General features: G+C 65.0%; 17 protein-coding genes and 1 tRNA gene. 6 read left to right on the forward strand and 12 right to left on the reverse strand.

The window, feature by feature from the left end; translation table 11 throughout:
• Positions 1–132: 132 nt before the first annotated feature.
• Positions 133–1425, forward strand: a complete 1293-nt coding sequence (locus VGG47_RS10290; protein WP_331538132.1) for an MFS transporter — start codon at positions 133–135, stop codon at positions 1423–1425.
• 140 nt (positions 1426–1565) lie between these two features.
• Here VGG47_RS10290 and gatB read toward each other — a convergent pair whose 3' ends face one another.
• From gatB to gatC, 3 genes are read right to left on the reverse strand one after another with little or no spacing between them, the layout of a single operon-like run.
• A complete protein-coding gene (gatB, locus tag VGG47_RS10295; RefSeq protein ID WP_331538134.1) occupies positions 1566–3020 on the reverse strand; it encodes an Asp-tRNA(Asn)/Glu-tRNA(Gln) amidotransferase subunit GatB in 1455 nt (484 codons plus the stop codon).
• The gene (gatA, locus tag VGG47_RS10300) at positions 3017–4501 is read right to left on the reverse strand and encodes an Asp-tRNA(Asn)/Glu-tRNA(Gln) amidotransferase subunit GatA (protein WP_331538137.1); all 1485 of its coding nucleotides are present in this window, start codon (positions 4499–4501) and stop codon (positions 3017–3019) included. The genes gatB and gatA overlap by 4 nt, the downstream gene beginning before the upstream one ends.
• Positions 4498–4785, reverse strand: coding sequence for an Asp-tRNA(Asn)/Glu-tRNA(Gln) amidotransferase subunit GatC (gene gatC / locus VGG47_RS10305; protein WP_331538139.1), 288 nt, complete (start codon positions 4783–4785; stop codon positions 4498–4500). The genes gatA and gatC overlap by 4 nt, the downstream gene beginning before the upstream one ends.
• A gap of 46 nt (positions 4786–4831) precedes the next feature.
• On the opposite strand from gatC, the gene ruvX reads away from it, so the two are divergent.
• Positions 4832–5293 (forward strand): Holliday junction resolvase RuvX, encoded by a 462-nt coding sequence (ruvX, locus tag VGG47_RS10310; protein ID WP_331538141.1) that lies wholly within the window; start codon positions 4832–4834, stop codon positions 5291–5293.
• Positions 5294–5432: 139 nt separating this feature from the next.
• Here ruvX and galE read toward each other — a convergent pair whose 3' ends face one another.
• The 7 genes from galE to VGG47_RS10345 all read right to left on the reverse strand — a co-directional run bounded on the left by galE (position 5433) and on the right by VGG47_RS10345 (position 13534).
• The gene (gene galE / locus VGG47_RS10315; RefSeq protein WP_331538143.1) at positions 5433–6449 is read right to left on the reverse strand and encodes a UDP-glucose 4-epimerase GalE; all 1017 of its coding nucleotides are present in this window, start codon (positions 6447–6449) and stop codon (positions 5433–5435) included.
• Between the two features lie 167 nt (positions 6450–6616).
• A complete protein-coding gene (locus VGG47_RS10320) occupies positions 6617–8209 on the reverse strand; it encodes a heparinase II/III family protein (RefSeq protein ID WP_331538145.1) in 1593 nt (530 codons plus the stop codon).
• Complete coding sequence (rpe, locus tag VGG47_RS10325) at positions 8206–8913, reverse strand: ribulose-phosphate 3-epimerase (protein ID WP_331538147.1); 708 nt, start codon at positions 8911–8913, stop codon at positions 8206–8208. Before rpe ends, VGG47_RS10320 begins: the two co-directional genes overlap by 4 nt.
• A gap of 190 nt (positions 8914–9103) precedes the next feature.
• On the reverse strand, positions 9104–10630 hold the full coding sequence (locus VGG47_RS10330; protein ID WP_331538149.1) for a glycosyltransferase family 39 protein: 1527 nt from the start codon (positions 10628–10630) through the stop codon (positions 9104–9106).
• A gap of 329 nt (positions 10631–10959) precedes the next feature.
• Positions 10960–12024: an SDR family oxidoreductase gene (locus tag VGG47_RS10335; protein ID WP_331538151.1), complete on the reverse strand. Its 1065-nt coding sequence runs from the start codon at positions 12022–12024 to the stop codon at positions 10960–10962.
• A 187-nt stretch (positions 12025–12211) separates the two neighbouring features.
• Positions 12212–13435, reverse strand: coding sequence for an RsmB/NOP family class I SAM-dependent RNA methyltransferase (locus VGG47_RS10340; RefSeq protein WP_331538153.1), 1224 nt, complete (start codon positions 13433–13435; stop codon positions 12212–12214).
• A gap of 23 nt (positions 13436–13458) precedes the next feature.
• Positions 13459–13534, reverse strand: a tRNA-Ala gene (locus tag VGG47_RS10345).
• Positions 13535–13672: 138 nt separating this feature from the next.
• Between VGG47_RS10345 and VGG47_RS10350 the strand changes: the two genes are divergently transcribed.
• The 3 genes from VGG47_RS10350 to VGG47_RS10360 all read left to right on the forward strand — a co-directional run bounded on the left by VGG47_RS10350 (position 13673) and on the right by VGG47_RS10360 (position 17101).
• Positions 13673–13981, forward strand: a complete 309-nt coding sequence (locus tag VGG47_RS10350) for a YggT family protein (RefSeq protein ID WP_331538155.1) — start codon at positions 13673–13675, stop codon at positions 13979–13981.
• A 296-nt stretch (positions 13982–14277) separates the two neighbouring features.
• Positions 14278–16914 (forward strand): MMPL family transporter, encoded by a 2637-nt coding sequence (locus tag VGG47_RS10355; protein WP_331538157.1) that lies wholly within the window; start codon positions 14278–14280, stop codon positions 16912–16914.
• Positions 16898–17101, forward strand: coding sequence for a ribbon-helix-helix domain-containing protein (locus tag VGG47_RS10360; protein WP_331538159.1), 204 nt, complete (start codon positions 16898–16900; stop codon positions 17099–17101). The genes VGG47_RS10355 and VGG47_RS10360 overlap by 17 nt, the downstream gene beginning before the upstream one ends.
• 157 nt (positions 17102–17258) lie before the next feature.
• Here the strand turns inward: VGG47_RS10360 and pheT are convergent, their stop codons facing one another.
• Both pheT and pheS read right to left on the reverse strand, forming a co-directional pair.
• Positions 17259–19712, reverse strand: coding sequence for a phenylalanine--tRNA ligase subunit beta (gene pheT / locus VGG47_RS10365; protein WP_331538161.1), 2454 nt, complete (start codon positions 19710–19712; stop codon positions 17259–17261).
• 5 nt (positions 19713–19717) lie between these two features.
• Positions 19718–20782: a phenylalanine--tRNA ligase subunit alpha gene (pheS, locus tag VGG47_RS10370; RefSeq protein ID WP_331538163.1), complete on the reverse strand. Its 1065-nt coding sequence runs from the start codon at positions 20780–20782 to the stop codon at positions 19718–19720.
• A 410-nt stretch (positions 20783–21192) separates the two neighbouring features.
• Between pheS and VGG47_RS10375 the strand changes: the two genes are divergently transcribed.
• Positions 21193–21690 carry an OmpA family protein gene (locus tag VGG47_RS10375; protein ID WP_331538165.1) on the forward strand — a complete coding sequence of 166 codons (498 nt, stop codon included), beginning with the start codon at positions 21193–21195 and terminating at the stop codon, positions 21688–21690.
• The last annotated feature ends 27 nt before the right edge of the window (positions 21691–21717 follow it).

Consider the following 21717-nt stretch of genomic DNA (forward strand, 5'->3'; position numbering starts at 1 on the left):
GCGGCTGCTTGCCTGGAGTTTTCGTCTATCTGAGAAGCTGCCACGAATAACGGGCCTCGCCACGGCGGGTCTCCAGATTGAACGACCACGCGACCGGTAAAATCCGGCGGTAAAAAACGGGAAGAAGTGACCATGAAACCGAGATTCAAAGCGACGAATGTCGTGCTCGCGCTGCTCTGTGCGATGTATTTCATCACCTATATCGACCGTGTGAATGTCGGCACGGCGGCGAGCGGCATCCAGCACGACCTGCATCTCTCCAACACCGAGCTCGGCCTGGTATTCTCGGCCTTCGCCTATCCGTACCTGCTGTTCCAGATCAGCGGCGGCTGGATCGCCGATCGCTTCGGCGCGCGGCGGACCTTGTTCTGGGGCGGTCTGATCTGGGCGGCGGCGACGATCGCCACCGGCTTTGTCGGCGGCCTCGGCTCACTGTTCCTGGCCCGCCTGCTGCTCGGGGTGGGTGAGGGCGCGACCTTCCCGACCGCGACGCGGGCGATGCAGAACTGGGTGCCGAAACAGAAGCGCGGCTACGCGCAGGGCCTGACCCATGCCTTCGCCCGGCTCGGCAACGCGGTCACGCCGCCGGTCATCGCCATGCTGATGGTGGCCTTCACCTGGCGCGTCTCGTTTGTCGTCGTCGGCGCCGTCAGCTTCGCTTGGGTGCTGGTCTGGTTCTGGTATTTCCGCGATGATCCGAAGCAGCATCCTTCGATCACCGCCGAAGAACTGCACACCCTGCCGCCGCGCCCGGCCGTGGTGCAGGCCGAAAAACCGAAAGTACCCTGGGGCGGCCTGATCCGCCGCATGTGGCCGGTCACGCTGACTTATTTCTGCTACGGCTGGGGGCTGTGGCTGTATCTCAACTGGATCCCGCTGTTCTTCAAGAACAACTACCATCTGAACATCCAGCATTCGGCGCTGTTCGCCTCCGGCGTGTTTTTCGCCGGCGTGATCGGCGACACGTTGGGCGGGATGATTTCGGACGGATTGCTGCGCGCCACCGGCAATGTGCGCCTGGCCCGGACCGGGGTCATCGTCATCGGCTTTCTCGGGGCGCTCGCCTCGCTGCTGCCGATCTTCTATTTCCACAGCATCAACACGGTGGCGCTCTGCCTCTCCGGCGCATTCTTCTTCGGTGAGCTGGTGATCGGGCCGATCTGGTCTGTGCCGATGGATATCGCGCCCAAATATTCCGGCACGGCGGCGGGGCTGATGAATTTCGGCTCGGCGCTGGCGGCGATTCTCTCGCCTTTGATCGCCGGTTACGTCATCGATCTCACCGGCAACTGGTATCTGCCCTTCCTGATGACCATCGCCGTGCTGCTGGTCGGCGCAGCTTGCGCCTTCCTGATGCGTCCGGAACTGCCGTTCGACGATCCGCTAACGGCCATGGCAACGGTGAAACCCGCCGCGGCGGAGTAGAGGGCTGCGCGCGGCGCAAAAGGAAAGAGGCTGCTGGGCCATGGGCGTTGTCCCCGACAACGCCCATGGCCCAAATTAACAAAGTTTTTTTGCTACTTTTTGTTCACAAAAAGTAGTCCTTCCTTTTGCTTGGCTTTCTTCTAACCAAGCTGCTTCTTGACGGCTTCGTTCACCAGCGCCGGATTGCCCTTGCCGGCCATCGCCTTCATCACCTGGCCGACGAAGAAGCCGAACAATTTATCCTTGCCGGATTTGTATTCGGCCACCTTGTCCTGGTTGGCGGCAAGCACGGCGGTGACGGCGGCGTCGATCGCGCCGGTATCGGTCACCTGGCGCAGCCCCTTGGCCTCGACGATGGCGGAAGGCATGGCGCCGGTCTCGACCATCTCCTCGAACACGTCCTTGGCGATGCGGCCATTGATCGTCTGGTCGGAGATGAGGTCGAGCAGCTGGCCAAGCGCCAAGGCGGAGACCGGTGAGGTCTCGATGGTCTTGCCGGTGCGGTTCAGCGCCGCGAAGAAGTCGCCGGAGATCCAGTTGGCGGCGAGCTTGGCGTCGCGTCCCTTGGCCACGGTCTCATAGAAATCGGCCGTGATCTGGTCGGCGGTGAGCACGCCGGCATCGTAGAAGGTGATGCCGTATTGCTCGCAGAAGCGACGGCGCTTGTCGTCCGGCAGTTCGGGCAACCCCGCGGCCAGGCTGTCGACCCAGTCCTGCTCCAGCACCAGCGGCAGCAGGTCGGGTTCGGGGAAGTAGCGGTAGTCATGCGCGTCCTCCTTGGAGCGCATCGAGCGGGTCTCGCCCTTGGCCGGGTCGTAGAGGCGGGTTTCCTGCTCGACCACGCCGCCTGATTCCCACACCGCGATCTGCCGCTGCGCCTCGGCCTCCACCGCGTGCATCACGAAGCGGACCGAATTAACGTTCTTGATCTCGCAACGCGTGCGGAACTCTTCTCCCGCCTTGCGCACGGAGACGTTGACGTCCGCGCGCATGGAACCTTCTTCCATGTTGCCGTCGCAGGTGCCGAGATAGCGCACGATCTGGCGGATTTTGCGCAGATAAGCGCCGGCTTCTTCCGGCGAGCGGATATCCGGCTCGGAGACGATCTCCATCAGCCCGACGCCGGCGCGGTTCAGGTCGATGACCGACTTGCTGGCGTGCTGGTCATGCATCGACTTGCCGGCATCCTGCTCCAGATGCAGCCGCGTGATGCCGATCTGCTTGATCGTGCCGTCCTGGAGCTCGATCTCCACCACGCCGGTGCCCACGACCGGATGCGTGAACTGGCTGATCTGGTAGCCGTTCGGCAGGTCGGCGTAGAAATAGTTCTTCCGGTCGAAGCGCGAGACCAGGTTGATCTGCGCCCGCAGGCCGAGCCCGGTGCGCACTGCCTGCGCCACGCATTCGCGGTTGATCACCGGCAGCATGCCGGGGAAGCCGGCATCGACAAAGCTGACATGGGCGTTGGGCGCGCCGCCATAGGTTGCGGAAGCGCCGGAGAAAAGCTTGGCCTCGGAGATCACCTGGGCGTGGACTTCCAGGCCGACGACGATCTCCCAGGTCCCGGTATTGCCCTGCAGAAGGTAGCTGCTCATGCCGAAGCTCCCGCGCGGATAGTGGGCAAGGCCGAGAAGCCGGCGGCGCGTTCCAGCGCGGCGGAGACGGAGAGTACCGTTTCCTCGTCGAAATGCTTGCCGATCACCTGCAGGCCCAGCGGCAGGCCTTCGGCGCTGAGGCCGGCCGGCACGCTCATCGCCGGCACGCCGGCCAGGGAGGCCGGCACGGTGAACACGTCGTTCAGATACATCGTCACGGGGTCGTCCATCTTTTCGCCCAGGCCGAAAGCGGCGGAAGGCGCCGTCGGTGTCAGGATCGCATCGACATCGGCAAAGGCGGTTTCGAAATCGCGCAGGATCAGCGCGCGGATTTTCTGCGCCCGCAGGTAATAGGCGTCGTAATAGCCGGCGGAGAGCACGTAGGTACCGATCATGATGCGGCGCTTCACCTCGGCGCCGAATCCGGCGGCGCGGGTGCGCTCGTACATGTCGATCAGATCCTCGCCATCGACGCGGGCGCCGAAGCGCACGCCGTCATAGCGGGCGAGGTTGGAGGAAGCTTCCGCGGGCGCCACGATGTAATAGACCGGCAGGCCGTATTTCGTGTGCGGCAGAGAAATTTCCCGCACCTCGGCGCCTTCGGCCTTCAGCCAGGCGATGCCCTGTTCCCAGAGGGCCAGGATTTCCGGGCTCATGCCGTCCATGCGGTATTCCGCCGGAATGCCGATCTTCTTGCCCCTCACGCCGCCTTTCGTGGCGGCGCGGAAATCCGGCAAAGCGCGCTCGGCGCTGGTGGAATCCTTCGGATCGAACCCGGCCATCGCCTGGAGCAGAATGGCGCAATCCTCCACCGTGCGGGCCATCGGTCCGGCCTGGTCGAGCGAGGAGGAGAAGGCGATGATGCCGTAGCGCGAGCAGCGGCCATAGGTCGGCTTGATGCCGGCAAGGCCGGTGAAGGCGGCGGGCTGGCGGATCGAGCCGCCGGTATCGGTGCCGGTGGCCCCCATGGCCAGCCGCGCCGCAACCGCGGCGGCGGACCCGCCGGAGGAGCCGCCGGGCACCAGCTTGGCGTCCGAGCCGTTGCGCTTCCAGGGGTTTTCCACCGTGCCGTAGGCCGAGGTGATGTTCGCCGAGCCCATGGCGAATTCGTCGAGATTGACCTTGCCGAGAAATACCGTGCCGGCGTCCAGCAGCTGCTGGGTGACCGTGCTCTCATAGGGTGGCACGAAGGGGCTTAAGATTTTGCTGCCGGCGGTGGTGCGGATGCCGGCGGTGCAGAACAGATCCTTGATCGCCAGCGGAATGCCGGTGAGCGGCCCGGCGCTGCCGGCTTTGAGGCGCGCGTCGGCGGCCTTGGCCTGGCTCAGTGCCAGCTCCGGCGTGGTGGTGATGAAGGCGTTCAAACGCGGGTTCAGCGCCGCGATGGCGTCGTTATGCGCCGCGGTCAGTTCGACGGCGGAAATCTTGCTTGTCGCCAGGGCCGCACCGGCCTCGGCGATCGTCATATTTGTCAGGCTCATTCCACGACTTTCGGTACGGCAAAAAAGTGATCGACCCGGTCCGGGGCGTTGGCGAGGATTTTTTCGGCGATCTCGCCATCGGTGCGGACATCCTCACGCAGGCGCATCGCCATTTGCGCGCCCCCGGTGAGCGGCGCCACGCCGTCCACATTCACCTCGTTCAGCTGTTCCACATAGCCCAGAATTGCATTCAATTCGGTCTGCAACGTCGCGACTTCGGCATCGTCGACGCGGATTCGGGCCAGTTTCGCAATACGGCGTACCGTTGCGGTATCGAGCGACATCAATAATCCCTTGGGTTCAAAGCCAGGGCGGACCATAACCGCGCACATGACGCTCTTCAACCTCGCCGAATTTTCGCTCCACCTTGCCCCCAATGCCCGCCTGCTGGGCCTCGACCCCGGCTCCAAACGCATCGGCGTGGCGCTCTCCGATGTCGGGCGGCGCATCGCCAGCCCCTATACGGTGCTGACCCGCGCCAAGCTGAAACAGAACGCGGCCGAGATCGCCGTGATCATCGCCAAGGAAGGGGTCGGCGGCCTGATCATCGGCCTGCCTTTGGATGAGGACCAGAAAATCGGGCCGCGCGCGCAGGCAACACGAGATTGGGCGCATGCCATGGCCGCCGCGACCGGCCTGCCGGTGGCGATGCAGGATGAAAGCCTGACCACCGCGGACGCACATGAGCGCATGATCGAAGCCGGGATCAGCCGGGAACGCCGGGCCGAACTGGTCGACAAACTCGCCGCCGCGGGGATACTCCAAGCGGCGTTGGACGCGATGCAGAAGTAAGGAAGGCTACTTTTTGTGAACAAAAAGTAGCAAAAAAACTTTGCTACGCTGGGTTATGGGCGTTGTCAGCGACCAAGCCCATGACCCAGCATAGCAAAAATTTTTGCGCCGCTTTTTTAAAAGCGGCTGCTTGCTTTCTTCAAACGTCGTTGATCCCGGCGCGTGCCGCCTGCCAGCGCCAGGCGTCGCGGCACATATCGTCCACGTCGCGTTGTACCTTCCAGCCGAAGATGCGCGCCGCGGCTTCCGGGTTGGCGTAATTGCTCGCCACATCGCCGGGGCGGCGGGGCGACATCTTGAGCGGGATTTTCCGCCCCGTCGCGCGCTCGAAGGCATGGACCAGATCCAGGACCGAAATGCCGATGCCGGTGCCGAGATTGACCGTGACCGACACCTCGTGGGCGCAGATATGCTCGAGGGCCAGCGCATGCGCCTCGGCCAGGTCCATGACGTGGAGGTAGTCGCGCACCCCGGTGCCGTCCGGCGTATCGTAATCGTCGCCGAACACGCTCAGATGCGGCCGCTCGCCGGTCGCCACCTGGGTCATATAGGGCATCAGATTGTTCGGCACGCCGCGCGGCGTCTCGCCGATCATCGCCGAGGGATGCGCGCCGACCGGGTTGAAATAGCGCAGATTCGCCGCCGCCAGAAGCTTGCCCGTGCGCGCCAGGTCGCGGATCAGATCCTCCATCACCAGCTTGGTGCGGCCATAGATGTTCTGCACCCGGGTCGGCGCATCCTCTTGGATCGGCGAGGCGTCCGGCTGGCCGTACACGGTGGCCGAGGAGGAGAACACGATGCGCCGCACGCCGCTTTCCTGCATCGCCTGCAGCAGCCGGATCGTGCCGATGATGTTCATGTCGTAATAGAGCAGCGGATCGGCCTCGCTCTCGCCCACCGCCTTCAGCGCCGCGAAATGGATCACCGCGTCGACCGGATGTGCGCTGAGCGCTGCCGTCACCGTCGGCACGTCGCGGATGTCCGCCTCGATCAGCGGAAACGCCTTGCCGGTGAGGCGGCGCAGCCGCTCCGGCACGTCGCGCTCGGAATTGCTGAAATTATCCAGCAGCACGACCTCATGCCCGCGCTCGGACAGCGCCACGGCGGTGTGCGAGGCGATGTAACCGGTTCCACCCGTCAGCAATACGCGCGTCATTATGTCCCCTAGAGTAGAAAGTAGCCGCTTTTTGAAAAAAGCGGCGCAAAAACTTTTACGATGCTGGGCCCGAGGCGTTGTCGGCGACAACGCCCATGCCCCAGATTAATAAAGTTTTTTTGCTACTTTTTGTTCACAAAAAGTAGTCTTCCTTTCGCTTGCCGTCCTCAGACGCGGGTGATGGACCATTTCACATGCTGCGGCCCGTCCTGGTGCCCGCTCAGAACCACCTGCTCGGCGCGGCGGGGTTCGTTCTGGCCGAAATAGACGCTTTCCTCGATGGAAATCGGCGCCCCCATGGCGCGCAGCCGAAACCCCAAACCGCCCGGCGTGCGCAGCAGCACCGTCTCGTTATCCTGCTGCAGGCTGGCCGTGACGTTGGGGTGCAGGTGAAAGCGGATGGTGAAAGGTTGGGGCTGCGCGGCCTCGATGAGGTCCTCGCCTTGGAGCTCGTCCCCGGAATCGAACAGGCCGATCCGGCGGTGATGGACGGCGCCGAACAGCTTCCCCCAGCCGTCATGGTTGGCCTCTATCCACTGCGCCCCACCGGCCTCCAGCCGCTCGGCGCGCACCTGGGCCGGGCGGCGGCCGAGCCCGGAGTCGCGCGGTTCCGAGGAGGACACGTCGGCGATCGTCAGTGTCGAATGCGCGGCGCTGCTGCGCAGCGCGTCGCGCCACTCGCCGGCACTGGCCGGGGCCGCGCCGCAATTGACGATCAGCCGCTCCTTGCCGATGGAAAACTCGAAAGACAGGGTCCCGGCATGGGCAAAACGATCCTGCCGCGATGGTGGCGGCGCGCCCGCATCCATGAACAGCAAGGCTTTGCCGGTGCCAAGCCGGTACAGGCCGCTCTCGCCCAGATAGGCGATGGTGCCGCGCGAGCGCCCGGCCTGGGCCAGCACCAGGTCGATCAGGCTGCCCAGATCCTCCTTGGTGCTGTTGAACAGCGCGAGCCCGCCATCGCCATGGCGCAGCGCCCGCATGGCGCAGGCGGCGGTCTCGATCGCGCCGACCAGTGCGGCCGGCGGTTCCGTGTTGCCGGCCTGCAGCAGCGCGCGGATCTCCGTGAGGTCCTGCAGCGCCGCCAGATGCGCCGCCGGGCTGCGCTCGACATGGCAGCCGTCGGCCAGGATCTGCCGGTTCAGCTCGGGAACCAGGAATTTCAGCACCCGCGGCAGTTGGCCGACATGCTCGGGCATCGCCACGCTCGCCGCCGTGAGCCCTTTCAGCGCCGTCAGCGCTCGTCCGTCCAGCACTTCGGCGGGCAGGGACGCGGCGAGGTTGCGCGCATCCATCACCAGCCGGCTCATCAGCCGCTGGCGAAAATCGTCATCCGCCGAGGCCGCGAAAAAATCGTAATGGCCGAGCCAGGCAGCCAGTCGCGCGCCGCAGACATCCGGCGCCGTGGCGACGGCATCCGGCATTTCGGTGTCCATGAACGCGGACACATAGGCGCGGGCACGGGAGCGCGCCGCATCGGTGCCCAGGGCCCGCAGGTCGCGCAGCCAGGTGAAGCCGTGCGCATGGGCGCGCATCAGCGGCGTGGCGCTGGCCGACTGGAACACCGTGCGGCCGAGGCTCAAAACCGCGCCGCAATATTCCAGCTCCGCCTTGACCAGCCTGGCGCCGCGGCTGGGATCGCCCGGCCAGGGGTCGCGCACGGCGATGGCGGGCGCGTCCGGGGCGTTGCGGGTGCGCAGGTTTTGCAGCCGCGCCAGGAAGCCGCGGGCGCTGCGGCCGAAATTTTCCTTCTGGGTCATCCCGCCGGACCATCCGCCATATCCGGGCCGCGTCTGCGCCGCGTGGCGCGTAAAGCGGCGATCGCCTTGGCATAGTCCGGAGCGCCGTAGACGGCGGTGCCGGCGATCAGGCAGTCCGCGCCCATGTCCAGCACCGCGGGGGCCGTGGCCGGGGTGATCCCGCCATCGATCTGCAGCACGATGTCCCGGCCGGTCTGGTCGATCAGCCGTCGCAAGGCCGCGATCTTGGTCAGTTGCGAGGCGATGAAGGCCTGGCCGCCGAACCCGGGATTCACGGTCATCACCATGATGATGTCCACGAGATCGAGCACATTCACGATCGTCTCGATCGGGGTGGCCGGGTTCAGCACCACGCCGGCCTTTTTGCCGAGCGAGCGGATCAGTTGCAGCGTGCGGTGCAGATGCGGCCCGGCTTCCGGATGCACGCTGATATGGTCGGCCCCGGCCTCGGCGAAGGCGGCGATATACGGGTCGGCCGGCGCGATCATCAGATGCACGTCGAGCGGCATGGTGGTGTGCCGGCGCAGTGCTTTGACCACCAGCGGGCCGAAGGTGATGTTGGGCACGAAATGCCCGTCCATGACGTCGAGATGCAACCAGTCGGCGCCCGCCTGCTGGACCGCGACGGTTTCCTCGCCGAGTCGGGCAAAATCTGCGGCCAGGAGGCTGGGGGCGATCAGGAGTCGAGTCGGGAGTGCGTTCATGGCACGAATTGTACCCAGGCCGTCACGGTTTCCACAAGCGCCGAGCGCAGAGGGAAAGGAAGGCTTCTTTTTGTGAACAAAAAGAAGTTTTCTGCTCCTTTGGGCCCGTGCTATTTCAGCGCCTCAGGCCCAGCATAAAAGAAGTTTTTGCGCCGCTTTTTTCAAAAAGCGGCTGCTTTCTTCTGGTGGCTCAGTTCGCGGCTTCGGTTGTCAGGCCGTCAAAGCGCAGCAGCACGATGTCGAGGCCGACCTGCTGCGCGGCGCTGGGGGGGCCGAGCGGGGCGATGCTGGCCAGAAACTGCGTCCGGTTCTCATGATCCACCTGGCCGACCTGGCCCTGGATCGCCCAGACGCGGTGCCCGGCGGCGCGGGCGTCGGCGGCCTTCTGGACGCTCTTGGTCCAGGCCGTTTTCGGCAGATGCGTGCCCTGGCGGTGCAGATACAGGTTCATCATGTGCACTGCCCCCGGATCATCCACCAGCAGCAGGTCGCCCGGCTGCATGTCGGCATGCACATCCGCCGCGGCGAGGTCCCAACGCGGCTTGGTCTCGTCATGGTAATAGGGCCTTAGGTTGGCAGCGGCGAGCAGGCCGATCACCGCCACCATGGGCGCCTGCAGCCGGCGCGGCGCCAAGGTGATGCCGAGCCCGGCGCAAATGAAGAACGGCGCCGCACTCCACAGCGTATAGCGCGGCATCCAGACCGGGCTGATGGTGGAAATCGCCAGCAGGCTGAGCGGCAACACGAAAATCGCTGCGCAGATCACCACCAGCGCCGCGCGCTGCCGGCGCAACGCATAGGCCCCGCCCGCGGCCAGCAGCAGCACCAGCCAGCCCAGCCCGGGAATGCCGGCGGCGAACACGCGCACCGCGATCAGGCTGGTCGCTTGCATGAAATAAGTTCCGGCAAGCGTCCACCAGATGCGCGCGGCGCTCAGCGGCGGTACCCAGTCCAGCCCGCCCATCGCCCCGCGTTGGCCGAAAATTTTCAGTGCCAGGAACCAGGGCAGGCAGCATAGCAAGATGACCGACTGGGCCAGCAGCCAGTTGCGCCAGAAATCGCGCGCCCGGCCGACACGCCGCCAGGCGATCGCAACCGCCGCGAGGTTGGCGGCGACGAACCAGAACATCGAATCGCCGAGCACGTTGAGCGCGGCGATGGTGCCGAACACATAGGCCGCCCAGGCGCCGGGACGACTACCCGCGGCGCGCAGACGTCGCGCCGCACCCTCCGGGTCCTGGGCCAGCAGCACCAGCCCCCAGAGCGCGATGAGGATGGTGCTGATCAGCAGCGTATAGGAGCGGGCCTCCTGGCCGTATTGCACCTGGGCGGGGGAGAACACCATCAGCAGCCCGGCGGTCAGGCCCGCCAGCGTGCCGCCGAGCGCCCGCGCCACGCCAAAGGCCAGCGCACAGGACAGCGCCCCGAACAGGATCGCCGGCATGCGGACCCAGAGCTCGTCATGGCCGAAATGCAGGGCCCAGGAGGTGAGAATGAAATAAGACGGAAACTGATGGAAAAACACCGAATTCTGGGTCATCTGCCAGAGCGGCAGGCGGGCGCGGTGGATCGTCGTGACCTCGTCCATCCAGAACGGCTTGGCCGCCACGTCATGAATGCGCGCGGCGAACCCGAGCAGGAACAACCCAATAAAGCACAGCGCGCTTACGCGTGCGGAATGATGCTTGCTGGAGCATGATTGTGGTTGATCGGTCATGCTCTAGATTATCTGCGAGAAAAGTGGCCGCTTTTTGAAGAAAGCAGGGCAAAAACTTTTGCTATGCCGGGCCTGAGGCGTTGTTGGCGACGGTGCCCATGGTCCAGTATAAATGAAGTTTTTTTGCTTCTTTTTGTTTACAAAAAGAAGGTCTTCCTTCGCTTGCCCTTGCAGGTCCCATCTCGTCAAGTTTTCAGTCCTTGCGCAGCACGTCTGTCTAGCAGACCGTCTGTTAAGCTGACTTAAGTCGCGGGGCGGGGAAATCAAGCGCCACTTCCCCTTCCTGACGTGAGAGTGATCGGCGTTAAAGTAACGAAAGAAGTCTTGCTTTAGAAAATCACCCGCTCGTGCCGCAGCCGTTCGAACAGATCGAAAAAGCTTTCATCGGAGGCCTGATAGTCAAGGAAGCCGAGGCGCCGGCTCTTCGACATGTCGGTCACCACCTCGATCGGCCGGCCGAGATCGGCGTCGGTGTGCCAGGCGGAGGTGAGGCTGAACAGATCGGGCTGGGTCAGGTTGTGCTTGGCCGCGAGTTCCGCCCAGAGCGGCCCGGCATCCTTCATCTGCACCGCCAGCGGCAGCGCTTCCCCCGAGAACGGCACCGGTTGGACGCCGAACCAGCCGGCGATGCGCCCCCACATCCAGCTCCAACGGAACACGTCGCCGTTGACGATGTTGAATGCCTCGTTGCGCGCCGCTTCGGTGGTCGCGGCCCATTCCAGTTGGCGCGCCAGCAGCCGCGCGTCGGTGACGTCGGTAAGTCCGTTCCACTGTGCCGCCGAGCCCGGAAACTGGAATTTCCGGCCGGTTTCGCGGCAGATCGTCGCGAAAGCGGCCAGAGTGACGCCCATGTTCATGGCATTGCCGATGGCATAGCCGATGATGGTGTGCGGGCGGTGCACGCTCCAGGTGAAGCCGTCGCGCGAAGCCGCGGCGTACAGCTCATCCTCCTGGGCGTAGTAGAAATTCTCTACGTCGAGGCGCGGCTGGCTCTCGCGGAATGGCGAGGCGGGCAGGGTACCTTTGCCGTAAGCTTCGAACGGCCCCAGATAGTGTTTCAGCCCGGTCACCAGCGCCACGTGCTGCACGGATTGTTGCGGGCGCAGCGCGTCCAGCAGGTTGCGCACCATGGCGCTGTTGACCTTGATGTTCTCCGCCTCGGTCGCCTGGCGCATCCAGGTGCAGATGAAAACGTGGCTCGGCCGCAGGTCGGCCAAAGCGACGCGCAGCCCTTCGGCGTCGGTGAGATCGGCGGCAACCGGCTTCACCCCGGCGATATCGGCCGGGGGCCGGCGCGCCAGGCCGTGAACCTCCCAGCCTTTCGCGAGCAGGTGGCGGGCAAGATTATTGCCGACGATGCCGCTGGCACCGACGACGAGAGCGGTTTTGGTCATGCGACGTCCTCTTAAATGGTCATGGCAAAGATAGAGACAGACTTAGGAAAAGCGGCCGCTTTTTAAAAAAAGCGGCGCAAAAACTTTTGCTCCGCTGGGCCATGGGCGTTGCACCTGACAACGCCCATGGCCCAGCATAATAAAGTTTTTTTGCTACTTTTTGTTCACAAAAAGTAGCCTTCCTTTTTCAGGCCCACACGAGCCGGGCGACAAAGAAACCGTCAATGCCGCCGCGCTCCGGCCACAGGCCCGGATGCGTGCGGACATCGCCCTGCGCCGTCACCGCCTCCGGCAGTTCCGGCAGGCAGAGCGGGTCGCGCTTGAGGCCGAGCCGGGCGCAGGCGGCGTCGATCCGCGCGGCCCCTTCCTCGGGCTGCAGCGAGCACACGGCATAGATCAGCCGGCCGCCCGGGGCGAGCATTTCGGCGGCGGCGTCGAGCAGGGCGTCCTGTGCTTTCGTCAGCGTCTGCACGTCGCGGGCTTTACGCAGATGCAGCAGGTCCGGGTGACGGCGGATCGTGCCGGTGGCGCTGCAGGGCGCGTCGAGCAGGATCGCCGGGAATTTTGTCGCCGGACGCCAGGTCGCGGCATCGGTGAGAACCGTCTCGGCGTTCAGGCCAAGGCGGGCCAGATTGCCCTTGAGCGTGCCCATGCGGGCCTGGTCGCGCTCCACCGCGGTGACGATGCCGCCGGCGGCGGCCAACTGTGCGGTCTTGCCGCCGGGGGCGGCGCAGAGATCGAGCACGCGCTCGCCTTGCTGCACCGCGAGCAGCCGCGCGGGCAGGGCGGCCGCCGCGTCCTGCACCCAAATGTCGCCGCTGCTGAACCCTGGCAGTTCGGTCACCGCCGTGCCGGCGGGGAAGCGCACGGAGCCGGTCGGCAGCATCTCGCCCGAGACCACAAAGCCCGGCTTGGCCGAAATATCGAGCGGCGCCTCGTGCGCGTGCGCCGTGGCGATGGCCCGCGATTGTGCCCCCCAGCTCGCCCAGGCCCAGCCCGGCGTGTCGAGGCGCGGCATGTCCAGCCCGTCCAGCACCGCCGGCCCGCTTGCTGCCACCTTGCGCAGCACCGCGTTGATCAGCCCGGCGAAGGGGTTAAGTTTCTGCGTCCGCGCCAGGTCGACGGCGGTGCCCACCGCGGCATGCGGGGGCGCCTCCAGAAAGAGGGAGGCCGCGGCGCCCAGCCAAAGAATGTGCCGCACCGGCAGCGGCGGCTCGCGGCGCAGATGCGCCTCCAGCACCTCGTCCAGCGTGCCGGTATGGCGCAGCACCGAAGCCGCCAGCCGGTGCGCGGCCGCCTTGTCGCGCGGCGCCATGGAAGGCAGCGCGTCGAGGGCCACGTCCAGCGATGTATTTCGGGTTAGAACCGCCTGCAGTAACGCATAGGCGGCTTCTCGCGTAGGATCTCGCATGAAATTTTGATCTCGGAGGGTCATGGTGGAGCTGAGGGGAATCGAACCCCTGACCTCGTCATTGCGAACGACGCGCTCTACCAACTGAGCTACAGCCCCGGAACCCATGAAGAGGACAGGGTCCATCGTGGTCGGCGGAATCGCGCATTTGCCGATGGAAGTCAACAGTCGCTGTGAGAACATTGCCACGCACGCAACCCATGGTTACTCATGCGCCTATAAAACACGAGGCAATTTATGCTTTTCGCAATCTTCTGGCTGCTCGGTGAACTGATCCATCTGATGATCCTGGCCATCATCGCCGCCGCGGTGCTGAGCATCCTGCTCGGATTCGGCGTGGTGAACGCCCGTAGCCGCTTCGTCTACTCCCTGATGGATTTTCTGACCCGGGTGACCAACCCGGTGCTCAACCCGATTCGCAACTTCGTGCCGCTGTTCGGCAACGTGGATATCTCGCCGCTCATCGCGATTCTCGTCCTGCAGGCGCTGCAATTCGTGCTGTCGGATGTTTACGGCCGCCTGGTCATGGCCGGGCTGGGCTTCTGATAGCAAAAATAAGGGGAAGACTACTTTTTGTGAACAAAAAGTAGCAAAAAAACTTTATGAATGTTGGGCTACGGGCGTTGTCGCCGACACCGCCCATGGCCCAGCATAAAACAAATTTTTGCGCCGCTTTTTTTAAAAAGCGGCCGCTTTCTTCGATCCGAGAAGCCGTCCTAAAGTATGATTGAGGTCAAGGAGTTCTGCTTAGCAATAAGATCGCGCGCGCAAGCAAGGCGAGAGCATGATTGATGTAAAGCGATCATACTCTATGTGTGGGGCGCGTTTGGAAAGGGTGGAGTTTGCGTCTTTTCGTTATGACCCTCAGCCAGATGATCGTCCTGATCGTCGGCACGGCCCGCAGGTTCGCCTGGCCAACCGTCGTCGCCCTCCTGGCGCTGGCGGTCCTGGGCCTAGTCTACACCAAGCATCATCTGCGGATGGATTCCAATACCGACGATCTGTTTGCCCAATCACTGCCCTGGCGGCAGGCGCAGATCCGCGAAAGCCGTGATTTTCCGCAGTTCGACAATCTGATCGTCGCCGTGGTGCGCGCCCAGACACCGGAAGAGGGGCGCGAGACCGCGGCGGCGCTGAACGCGGCGTTGAACCAGGACAAGGCGAATTTTGTCGACTCGCAATATCCCGCGGGGGCGAGTTTCTACACGCATGAAGGGCTGTTGCTGCTGCCCACCGACCAGTTGGCCAAACTGCTGACCTCGATCGTCGCGGCGCAGCCTTTCCTCGGCCAGCTGGCAGCCGACCCGTCGGCACGCGGCCTGTTCACCGGCCTGGGTCTGATCGCGCAGGGCGTCTCCACAGGTGCGAATCTGACGCCCTATGCGGGCGCGCTGGAGGGCGTGCAAAAAAATCTTGGCGCCGCAGCATCCGGCCATCCGGTGCCGCTCTCCTGGCAGAGTTTGATCACTGGCAGCCTGGGCGCGCAGGACGCCGAATTCGTGCTGGCGCATCCGAAGCTTGATCGCGGCACCTTGCAGCCGGGCGGGGCTGCCACCGCGGCGCTGGTACGGATCGCGAAAACCCTGCCGAACGTGCAGGCCGGCCGCGCCACGGTCAATTATACCGGTCAAATCCCGTTATCCGACGAGGAATTCGCCTCGCTCACCCAGGGGCTCGTGGTGGGCGGCATCATCAGCGTGCTGCTGATCGCGCTGTGGCTGTTCCTGGCGCTGCGCTCCTGGCGGCTGATCCTGCCGATCCTGGCGACCCTGGTTCTCGGCCTGGCGCTGACGATCAGCTTCGCCGCCGTGTTCATCGGCGTCATCAACCTGATCTCGGTCGCCTTCGCGATCCTGTTCATCGGCTTGGCGGTGGATTTCGCCATCCAGTTCTGCGTGCGCCTGCGCGACGTGCGGCATGGCCTGACCGATCTGGCACGGGCGATCCCGGAGACCGGGCGCCAGGCCGGCGGGCAGATCGCGCTCGCCGCCACCGCCACCGCCTGCGGCTTTTTCGCCTTCGCGCCGACGCCCTTCGTCGGTGTCGCCGAACTCGGTATCATCGCCGGGGCGGGCATGTTCATCGCCTTTTTCTGTACCATCACCTTTTTGCCGGCGCTGCTTTGGCTGTTCCGCCCCGGCAGCGAGGCGCTGCCGGTGGGCCTGCCGTTCGGCGCGCAGATGGACCGCACGCTGTACCGCCTGCGCCGCCCGGTTCTGCTGGTTTTTGGGGTGCTGGCGGTGGCCGGGGCCATCAGTGCGGCGACCATCGGTTTCGATGCCAACCCGCTCGACACCAAGGATCCGAACAGCGAGAGCATGCGCACGCTGAACCAGCTGCTCGCCAATCCCGCGACCAACCCGTTCTATGCCGATGCGCTGACGCCCAACCTGGAAGCGGCCAGGGCGTTGCAGGCCAGGCTGGCGGCGCTGCCGGAAGTGGCCGGGACGATGTCGGGCGCGACCTTCGTGCCGGAACAGCAGACACAGAAACTGGCGATGCTGGCGCAGGTGCGCACGATCCTGGCGCCGACCCTCCTGGCCGCGGATTCCCCAGCCTCGACGGTCACGGCGGCGTCGATCCGCGCCGCGATGGCCACAGCGCATGCCGCGATCCTGCAGGTGGCGGGGCAGTTGCCGAAAGACTCGCCGCTGCTCGGCATCGCCGCCGCGCTGGCGCAGCTGCAGACTGCCAGTGACGCCCAGGTGATGGCGATGAACGCCGCCATCACCCGCTTCCTGCCGGCGGAATTGCAGCGGCTGAACAGCAGCCTGTCGCCGCAGCCGATCACGGCGGCGAGCCTGCCACAGGACGTCGCCGCCAACTGGTTCCTGCCGGATGGGCAGGTGCGGGTGGAGGCCTTCCCAACGTCGGCCGCGCAAAACACCGCCGGACTGAACCGCTTCGCCCAGGCGGTGCTGGCGGTGGCGCCGGATGCCGGCGGCCCGGCGATCTCCACCATCGCCACGGCGGAGACGATCCTGCACTCCTTCCGCGAGGCGGCGCTGCTGGCGTTCATCGCGATCTCGGTGATCCTGCTGGCGGTGTTCCGCAACCTGCGTGACACGCTGCTGGTGCTGATGACACTGGCGCTCTCGGCACTGCTCACCGCCTTGTTCGCGCAGCTCTGGGGCCTGTCGATCAACTACGCGAACATCATCGCCCTGCCGCTGCTGCTCGGCGTCGGCGTCTCGTTCAACGTGTATTTCGTCATGAATTTCCGCGCCGGCATGCGCAAATTCCTGTCCTCCGCCACGGCTCAGGCGGTGCTGTTCTCGGCGCTGACCACCGGCACCGCGTTCGGCTCGCTCGCCGCCTCGCATGACCGGGGCACCGCGAGCATGGGGCTTTTGCTCCTGCTCAGCCTGGTGGCGGTGCTGATCGCGACGTTCATTTTCCTCCCGGCTATGCTTTATGCGCTGAGTGCCGAGGCCAATCGCCGCGCCGCCGTGCCGGAGCAGAATGCTCGAAAAGCGTAGCCTCAGCCTCTCCGGTCACCGCACCAGCATCGCGCTCGAACCGGAATTCTGGGCGGCGCTGTTGGCTCTGGCGGAAGGCGAGGGGGGCACGCTCGTGGCGCTGGTGACGCGCATCGATGCCGCCCGCGCGCCGGAGCAAAAACTGGCCTCGGCGCTCAGGGTGTTCGCTCTACGCGCTAGAACATAAAGAAAGCAGCCGCTTTTTAAAAAAAGCGGCGCAAAAACTTCTTTTATGCTGGGCCATGGGCGTTGTCATCGACATCGCCCATGGCTCCAGCGGAGCAAAGTTTTTTTGCTACTTTTTGTTCACAAAAAGTAGTGCTTTTTCTGTTCTTTCCTTGTCCTTACCCGCGCAGCACGCCGCCGGTTTTCTTGGCGACCTCGGCGACGATCTTCGTCGAGATCGCCTCCAGCTCGGCCTCGGAAAAGCTCTTTTCCGTCGGCTGCAGCGTGACGGCTATGGCCAAAGACACCTGGCCCTCTGGCACGCCCTTGCCCTGGTAGCGGTCGAACAGCGCCACGTTGGTGATGACATTGCGGTCAGCCCCCTTGGCGGCGCGGAGCAGGGCCTCCACCGGGCTTTCCGCGGGGAGCAGGAAAGCGAAATCCCGGCGCAGCGGCTGGAAGGCCGGCAGCACGGGGGTGGCCTTGCGGCGGCGCTTCGGCTCGGCGATGGCATCCAGGAACACTTCGAACGCGACGCTGCCGAGCGGCAGGTCGAGCTTCTGGCAGATGCCGGGATGCAACGTGCCGAACGAGGCCAGCACGGTCTTCGGCCCCTGGCGCAGGGTGCCGCTCTGGCCCGGATGATAGAAGACCGCACCGCCCGGGTTCGTCGTCACCGCATCCAGCGGAACGCCCAGTGAGGCCAGCACGGCCAGGGCGTCAGCCTTGGCGTCCATCGCGTCGTACGGGCGGGCGGGGCTGAGGGCCGAGAGCGGCGTCAAGCCGACCCGCACGCCGGCCGCGACCAGCGTCTGCGATGCATCGGCGGCATAGGCCGGGCCGATCTCGAACAGGCCGAGATCGCCAAAACCGCGCGCCACGTTGCGGGCGGCGGCCAGCGCCAGCGGCGCCACCGGGGTGTTGCGCATCTGGTCCAGATCGGCGGCGATCGGGTTGGCCAGGCGCAGCGTCTCCGGCGTGTCGCCGAACAGGGCGGCAGTCTCATGGTCGAGGAAGCTGAAGGTCACGCATTCCAGCAGGCCGCGCGCCGCCAGAACCCGGCGGGCGAGCGTCGTACGCGCCTGTTTGGGCGTCAGCACCGGGGCGGGAATGACGGCGTCCACCGGCAACGAGACCGGCACGATCGCATCCATCCCGTTAAGCCGCAGCACTTCTTCGAGCAGATCCACCTCGGGCTCGATTTGTGCGGCGCCCGCGGCGGCCGTGGCGGCGTTGGCCACGTTCGCCTGGTCCAGCCCCGGAGGCTGGGCGATGTCGTTGCGCCAGCTCGGCACGCTGACTCGCACTTGCCTAGCATCGCGCGCCAGCACGCCGAACCCGAGACGCTGCAGCGCTGCCACGGCCTCGTCGGCGCCGATCTCCGAGCCGCCAAACTCCTTGATCCGGGCGAAGCGCAGGCTGGCCTCGCGCGTCCAGTCCGGCCGGGCGCCGGCTGAAGAAACTTCGCTAGCCGTGCCGCCGCAGAGCGACAGCACCATCAAGGTGGCGGCGTCCAGCGCCGCGGGCAGAAGCTGGGAATCGATGCCGCGCTCGAAACGCTGCCTGGCGTCGGAGAAGATGCCGTGGCGCTGGCCGCTCTGGGCGATGCGCACGCGGTCGAACAGGGCGCATTCGATGAACACGTTGGTGGTGCCGGCGTCGCAGCCCGTCGCCTCGCCGCCGACGATGCCGGCCAAAGACTGCACGCCGTTGGCGTCGGCGATGACGCAATCTTCTTCAGCCACGCTGACCGGCTTGCCATGCAGCCCCGCGAATTCTTCTGTGCCGCTGCCCCGGCGCAGGGTCAGCGCGCCGCCAGTAACCTTGTCCGCGTCGAACACATGCAGGGGCCGGCCGAGATCGATGGTGAAGAAGTTGGTGATGTCGGCGAGCACGTTGATTGGCCGCAGCCCGATGGAGGTGAGGCGGGCTTTCAGCCAGTCCGGGCTCTCGCCGTTGGTGACGCCGCGCACGGTGCGGCCCAGTACCCACGGGCAGGCCTCGGGGAACTCGTTACGCCAAGTGATGGCGCTGGCGCCGATGCAGCTAACATTGCCGGGCGCGAACTCGACCAGCGTGCCGAGGCCTGCGGCGGCGAGGTCGCGGGCCACGCCGCGCACCGACAGCGCATCGCCGCGATTGGGGGTGACGCTGATTTCGATCACCGGATCGTCCAGCCCGGCCCAGCCGGCATAGGCGGTGCCGACCGGCGCATCTTCCGGCAGTTCGATGATGCCGTCGTGGTCCTCGCCGAGCCCAAGCTCGCGCGTGGAGACCAGCATGCCCTCGGATTTGACGCCGCGGATTTCGCCCACTTTCAAGGTGATGCCGGAGCCCGGCACATAGGCGCCGGGCGGCGCGAACACCACTTTCAGGCCGGTGCGTGCGTTAGGCGCGCCGCACACCACGGAAAGCTCGGCGCCGCCGGCATTCACGCGGCAGGCGCGCAGGCGGTCGGCGTTGGGGTGGGGCACCGCCTCGACGATCTCGGCGATAATGAACGGGGCCAGAGACGCGGCGCGGTTCTCGACGCCTTCCACCTCCAGCCCGATGGCCGAGAGGGTGGTGACGATCTCATCGAGCGTGGCCTCGGTCTGCAGCCAGGTTTTCAGCCAGGAAAGAGTGAACTTCATCGGAGTTAGAAACCTTCGTGCAGCATGGCGGGGGCGAGGGCGGAGAAGCCGTAATGGCGCAGCCAGCGCACATCGCTCTCATAGAACAGGCGCAGATCGGCGATACCGTGCTTCAGCATGGTGATGCGCTCGATGCCGACGCCGAAGGCAAAGCCCTGATATTCGCGCGGGTCGATGCCGCAATTGGCCAGCACGTTCGGGTGCACCATGCCGGAGCCGAGAATCTCCAGCCAGTCGCCGCCTTTGCCGATCTCGCCGGTCTTGCGGTTCCAGCCGATATCTACCTCCATCGAGGGTTCGGTGAATGGGAAATAGCTGGCGCGAAACCGCACCGGCAGATCCGGGGCATCGAAGAAGGCGCGCAGAAAATCGATCAGGCAGCCCTTGAGATGGCCGAGCGTGATGTTCTTGCCGATCACCAGCCCCTCGGTCTGATGGAACATCGGCGAATGTGTGGCGTCGTGGTCGGCCCGGAAGGTGCGGCCCGGCACGATGATGCGGATCGGCGGTTCCTGGGCGAGCATGGTGCGGACCTGCACCGGCGAGGTGTGAGTGCGCAGCACCGGGCGGCTGCCGGCGCCGGCGTTAAGATAGAAGGTATCCATCATCGCCCGCGCGGGATGATGCGCGGGGATGTTCAGGGCGGAGAAGTTGTTCCAGTCATTTTCGATGTCCGGGCCTTCCTTGATCTCGAAGCCCATGGCGCCGAAAATCGCGGCGAGTTCCTCCATCGTGCGGCTGATCGGATGGATCGCGCCGGCGATGTCGGGGCGGGTCGGTTGGGTGACATCGATTCGTTCCGCCGCCAGCCTGGCATTCAGCGCCGCCTCGTCCAGTAGCGCTTTACGTGCGGTCAGAGCCTCGGTGATCATCGCCTTGATCTGATTGACCTCGGCGCCGGCTTCTTTGCGCGCGTCCGGCGCCATGCCGCCCAGCGATTTCAACACAGCTGTGATGCTGCCATTTTTGCCCAGCAGGGCGACGCGCAGCGCCTCCAGCTCCGGCGCATCCGCCTGGCCGATCCGGTCCAGATCTTTCAGAAGCGAAACTTTTATGTCCTCGGTCAGCATGGCATCACCTAAATTTCGGTCTCCGGAGCACGGCTGGGCCCGTGCAGCCCGGAGGTAGAATTCCAACAAAATCAGACCGTTAATGAACGATCCTTAAAGCCGCACGCCGGCCGTTCCCGGCTGGCGGCGGAACACGTCCGAGGAGGGCAGACATTTTCAGCGACGAAATGTCAAGCCGGCAGGGCGCTTGATAACACGGTGATAGTCAGACCTGGAGAAGTGTTACAAAATCTCAACAGTTCCACATAAAATGAATACAGATAGTGAAATACGTCCGCGCATTGCTACAATACGTTATATGCGATGCTTGACCCCTCAGGGCCGGGCAGCTATGGCCGGCGGGGAAGCGTAATCATAGGGGTTTCGCAACCATGTTGACCTCACCATCACGGACAGGGATCGGTTTTACTATGAAATTCAAAGCATTGGGCGCTTTTGCCGGCCTTGCCCTGCTGGCAGCCTGCTCTTCTACCCCGACCACAAGCAGCACCGCCACGGGCGCCGGCATGGCAAGCACCGGCGCGGCGCCGGGCAGCGAGCAGGATCTGGTGGCGAATGTCGGCGATCGCGTCTTCTACGCGTTCAACGAATCCACCCTGAGCAGCGAGGCAGACGCCACCCTCGGCCGTCAGTCGGCCTGGCTTCAGAAGTACCCGAACGTGAACGTTCTGGTCGCCGGCAATGCCGACGAGCGCGGCACCGAGACCTACAACTTGGCGCTCGGCCAGCGCCGCGCCAACCATGCGCGTGATTACCTGGTCGCCCAGGGCGTTGCCGCCACGCGCATCCAGACGATTTCCTATGGCAAGGATTGCCCGGTTGCCGCTGGCAACGACGAGGCTGCCTACCAGCAGAACCGTAACGCGATCACCTCGGTGCAGGGCTTCAACCCGCAGAACTGCCACTAACACTCTTCACACGCCGGCTTCGGTCGG

It is taken from the genome of Acidocella sp., assembly GCF_036489515.1.
Lineage (GTDB): Bacteria > Pseudomonadota > Alphaproteobacteria > Acetobacterales > Acetobacteraceae > Acidocella.

What these genes read in the sequence shown, in the direction of transcription:
- rpe (WP_331538147.1), bottom strand. Translation starts at nt 8,913, where the DNA reads ATGAACGCACTCCCGACTCGACTCCTGATCGCCCCCAGCCTCCTGGCC.
- VGG47_RS10335 (WP_331538151.1), bottom strand. Translation starts at nt 12,024, where the DNA reads ATGACCAAAACCGCTCTCGTCGTCGGTGCCAGCGGCATCGTCGGCAAT.
- VGG47_RS10340 (WP_331538153.1), bottom strand. Translation starts at nt 13,435, where the DNA reads ATGCGAGATCCTACGCGAGAAGCCGCCTATGCGTTACTGCAGGCGGTT.
- gatC (WP_331538139.1), bottom strand. Translation starts at nt 4,785, where the DNA reads ATGTCGCTCGATACCGCAACGGTACGCCGTATTGCGAAACTGGCCCGA.
- galE (WP_331538143.1), bottom strand. Translation starts at nt 6,449, where the DNA reads ATGACGCGCGTATTGCTGACGGGTGGAACCGGTTACATCGCCTCGCAC.
- VGG47_RS10350 (WP_331538155.1), top strand. Translation starts at nt 13,673, where the DNA reads ATGCTTTTCGCAATCTTCTGGCTGCTCGGTGAACTGATCCATCTGATG.
- VGG47_RS10330 (WP_331538149.1), bottom strand. Translation starts at nt 10,630, where the DNA reads ATGACCGATCAACCACAATCATGCTCCAGCAAGCATCATTCCGCACGC.
- gatB (WP_331538134.1), bottom strand. Translation starts at nt 3,020, where the DNA reads ATGAGCAGCTACCTTCTGCAGGGCAATACCGGGACCTGGGAGATCGTC.
- pheS (WP_331538163.1), bottom strand. Translation starts at nt 20,782, where the DNA reads ATGCTGACCGAGGACATAAAAGTTTCGCTTCTGAAAGATCTGGACCGG.
- VGG47_RS10360 (WP_331538159.1), top strand. Translation starts at nt 16,898, where the DNA reads ATGCTCGAAAAGCGTAGCCTCAGCCTCTCCGGTCACCGCACCAGCATC.
- gatA (WP_331538137.1), bottom strand. Translation starts at nt 4,501, where the DNA reads ATGAGCCTGACAAATATGACGATCGCCGAGGCCGGTGCGGCCCTGGCG.
- VGG47_RS10290 (WP_331538132.1), top strand. Translation starts at nt 133, where the DNA reads ATGAAACCGAGATTCAAAGCGACGAATGTCGTGCTCGCGCTGCTCTGT.
- ruvX (WP_331538141.1), top strand. Translation starts at nt 4,832, where the DNA reads ATGACGCTCTTCAACCTCGCCGAATTTTCGCTCCACCTTGCCCCCAAT.
- pheT (WP_331538161.1), bottom strand. Translation starts at nt 19,712, where the DNA reads ATGAAGTTCACTCTTTCCTGGCTGAAAACCTGGCTGCAGACCGAGGCC.
- VGG47_RS10320 (WP_331538145.1), bottom strand. Translation starts at nt 8,209, where the DNA reads ATGACCCAGAAGGAAAATTTCGGCCGCAGCGCCCGCGGCTTCCTGGCG.
- VGG47_RS10375 (WP_331538165.1), top strand. Translation starts at nt 21,193, where the DNA reads ATGAAATTCAAAGCATTGGGCGCTTTTGCCGGCCTTGCCCTGCTGGCA.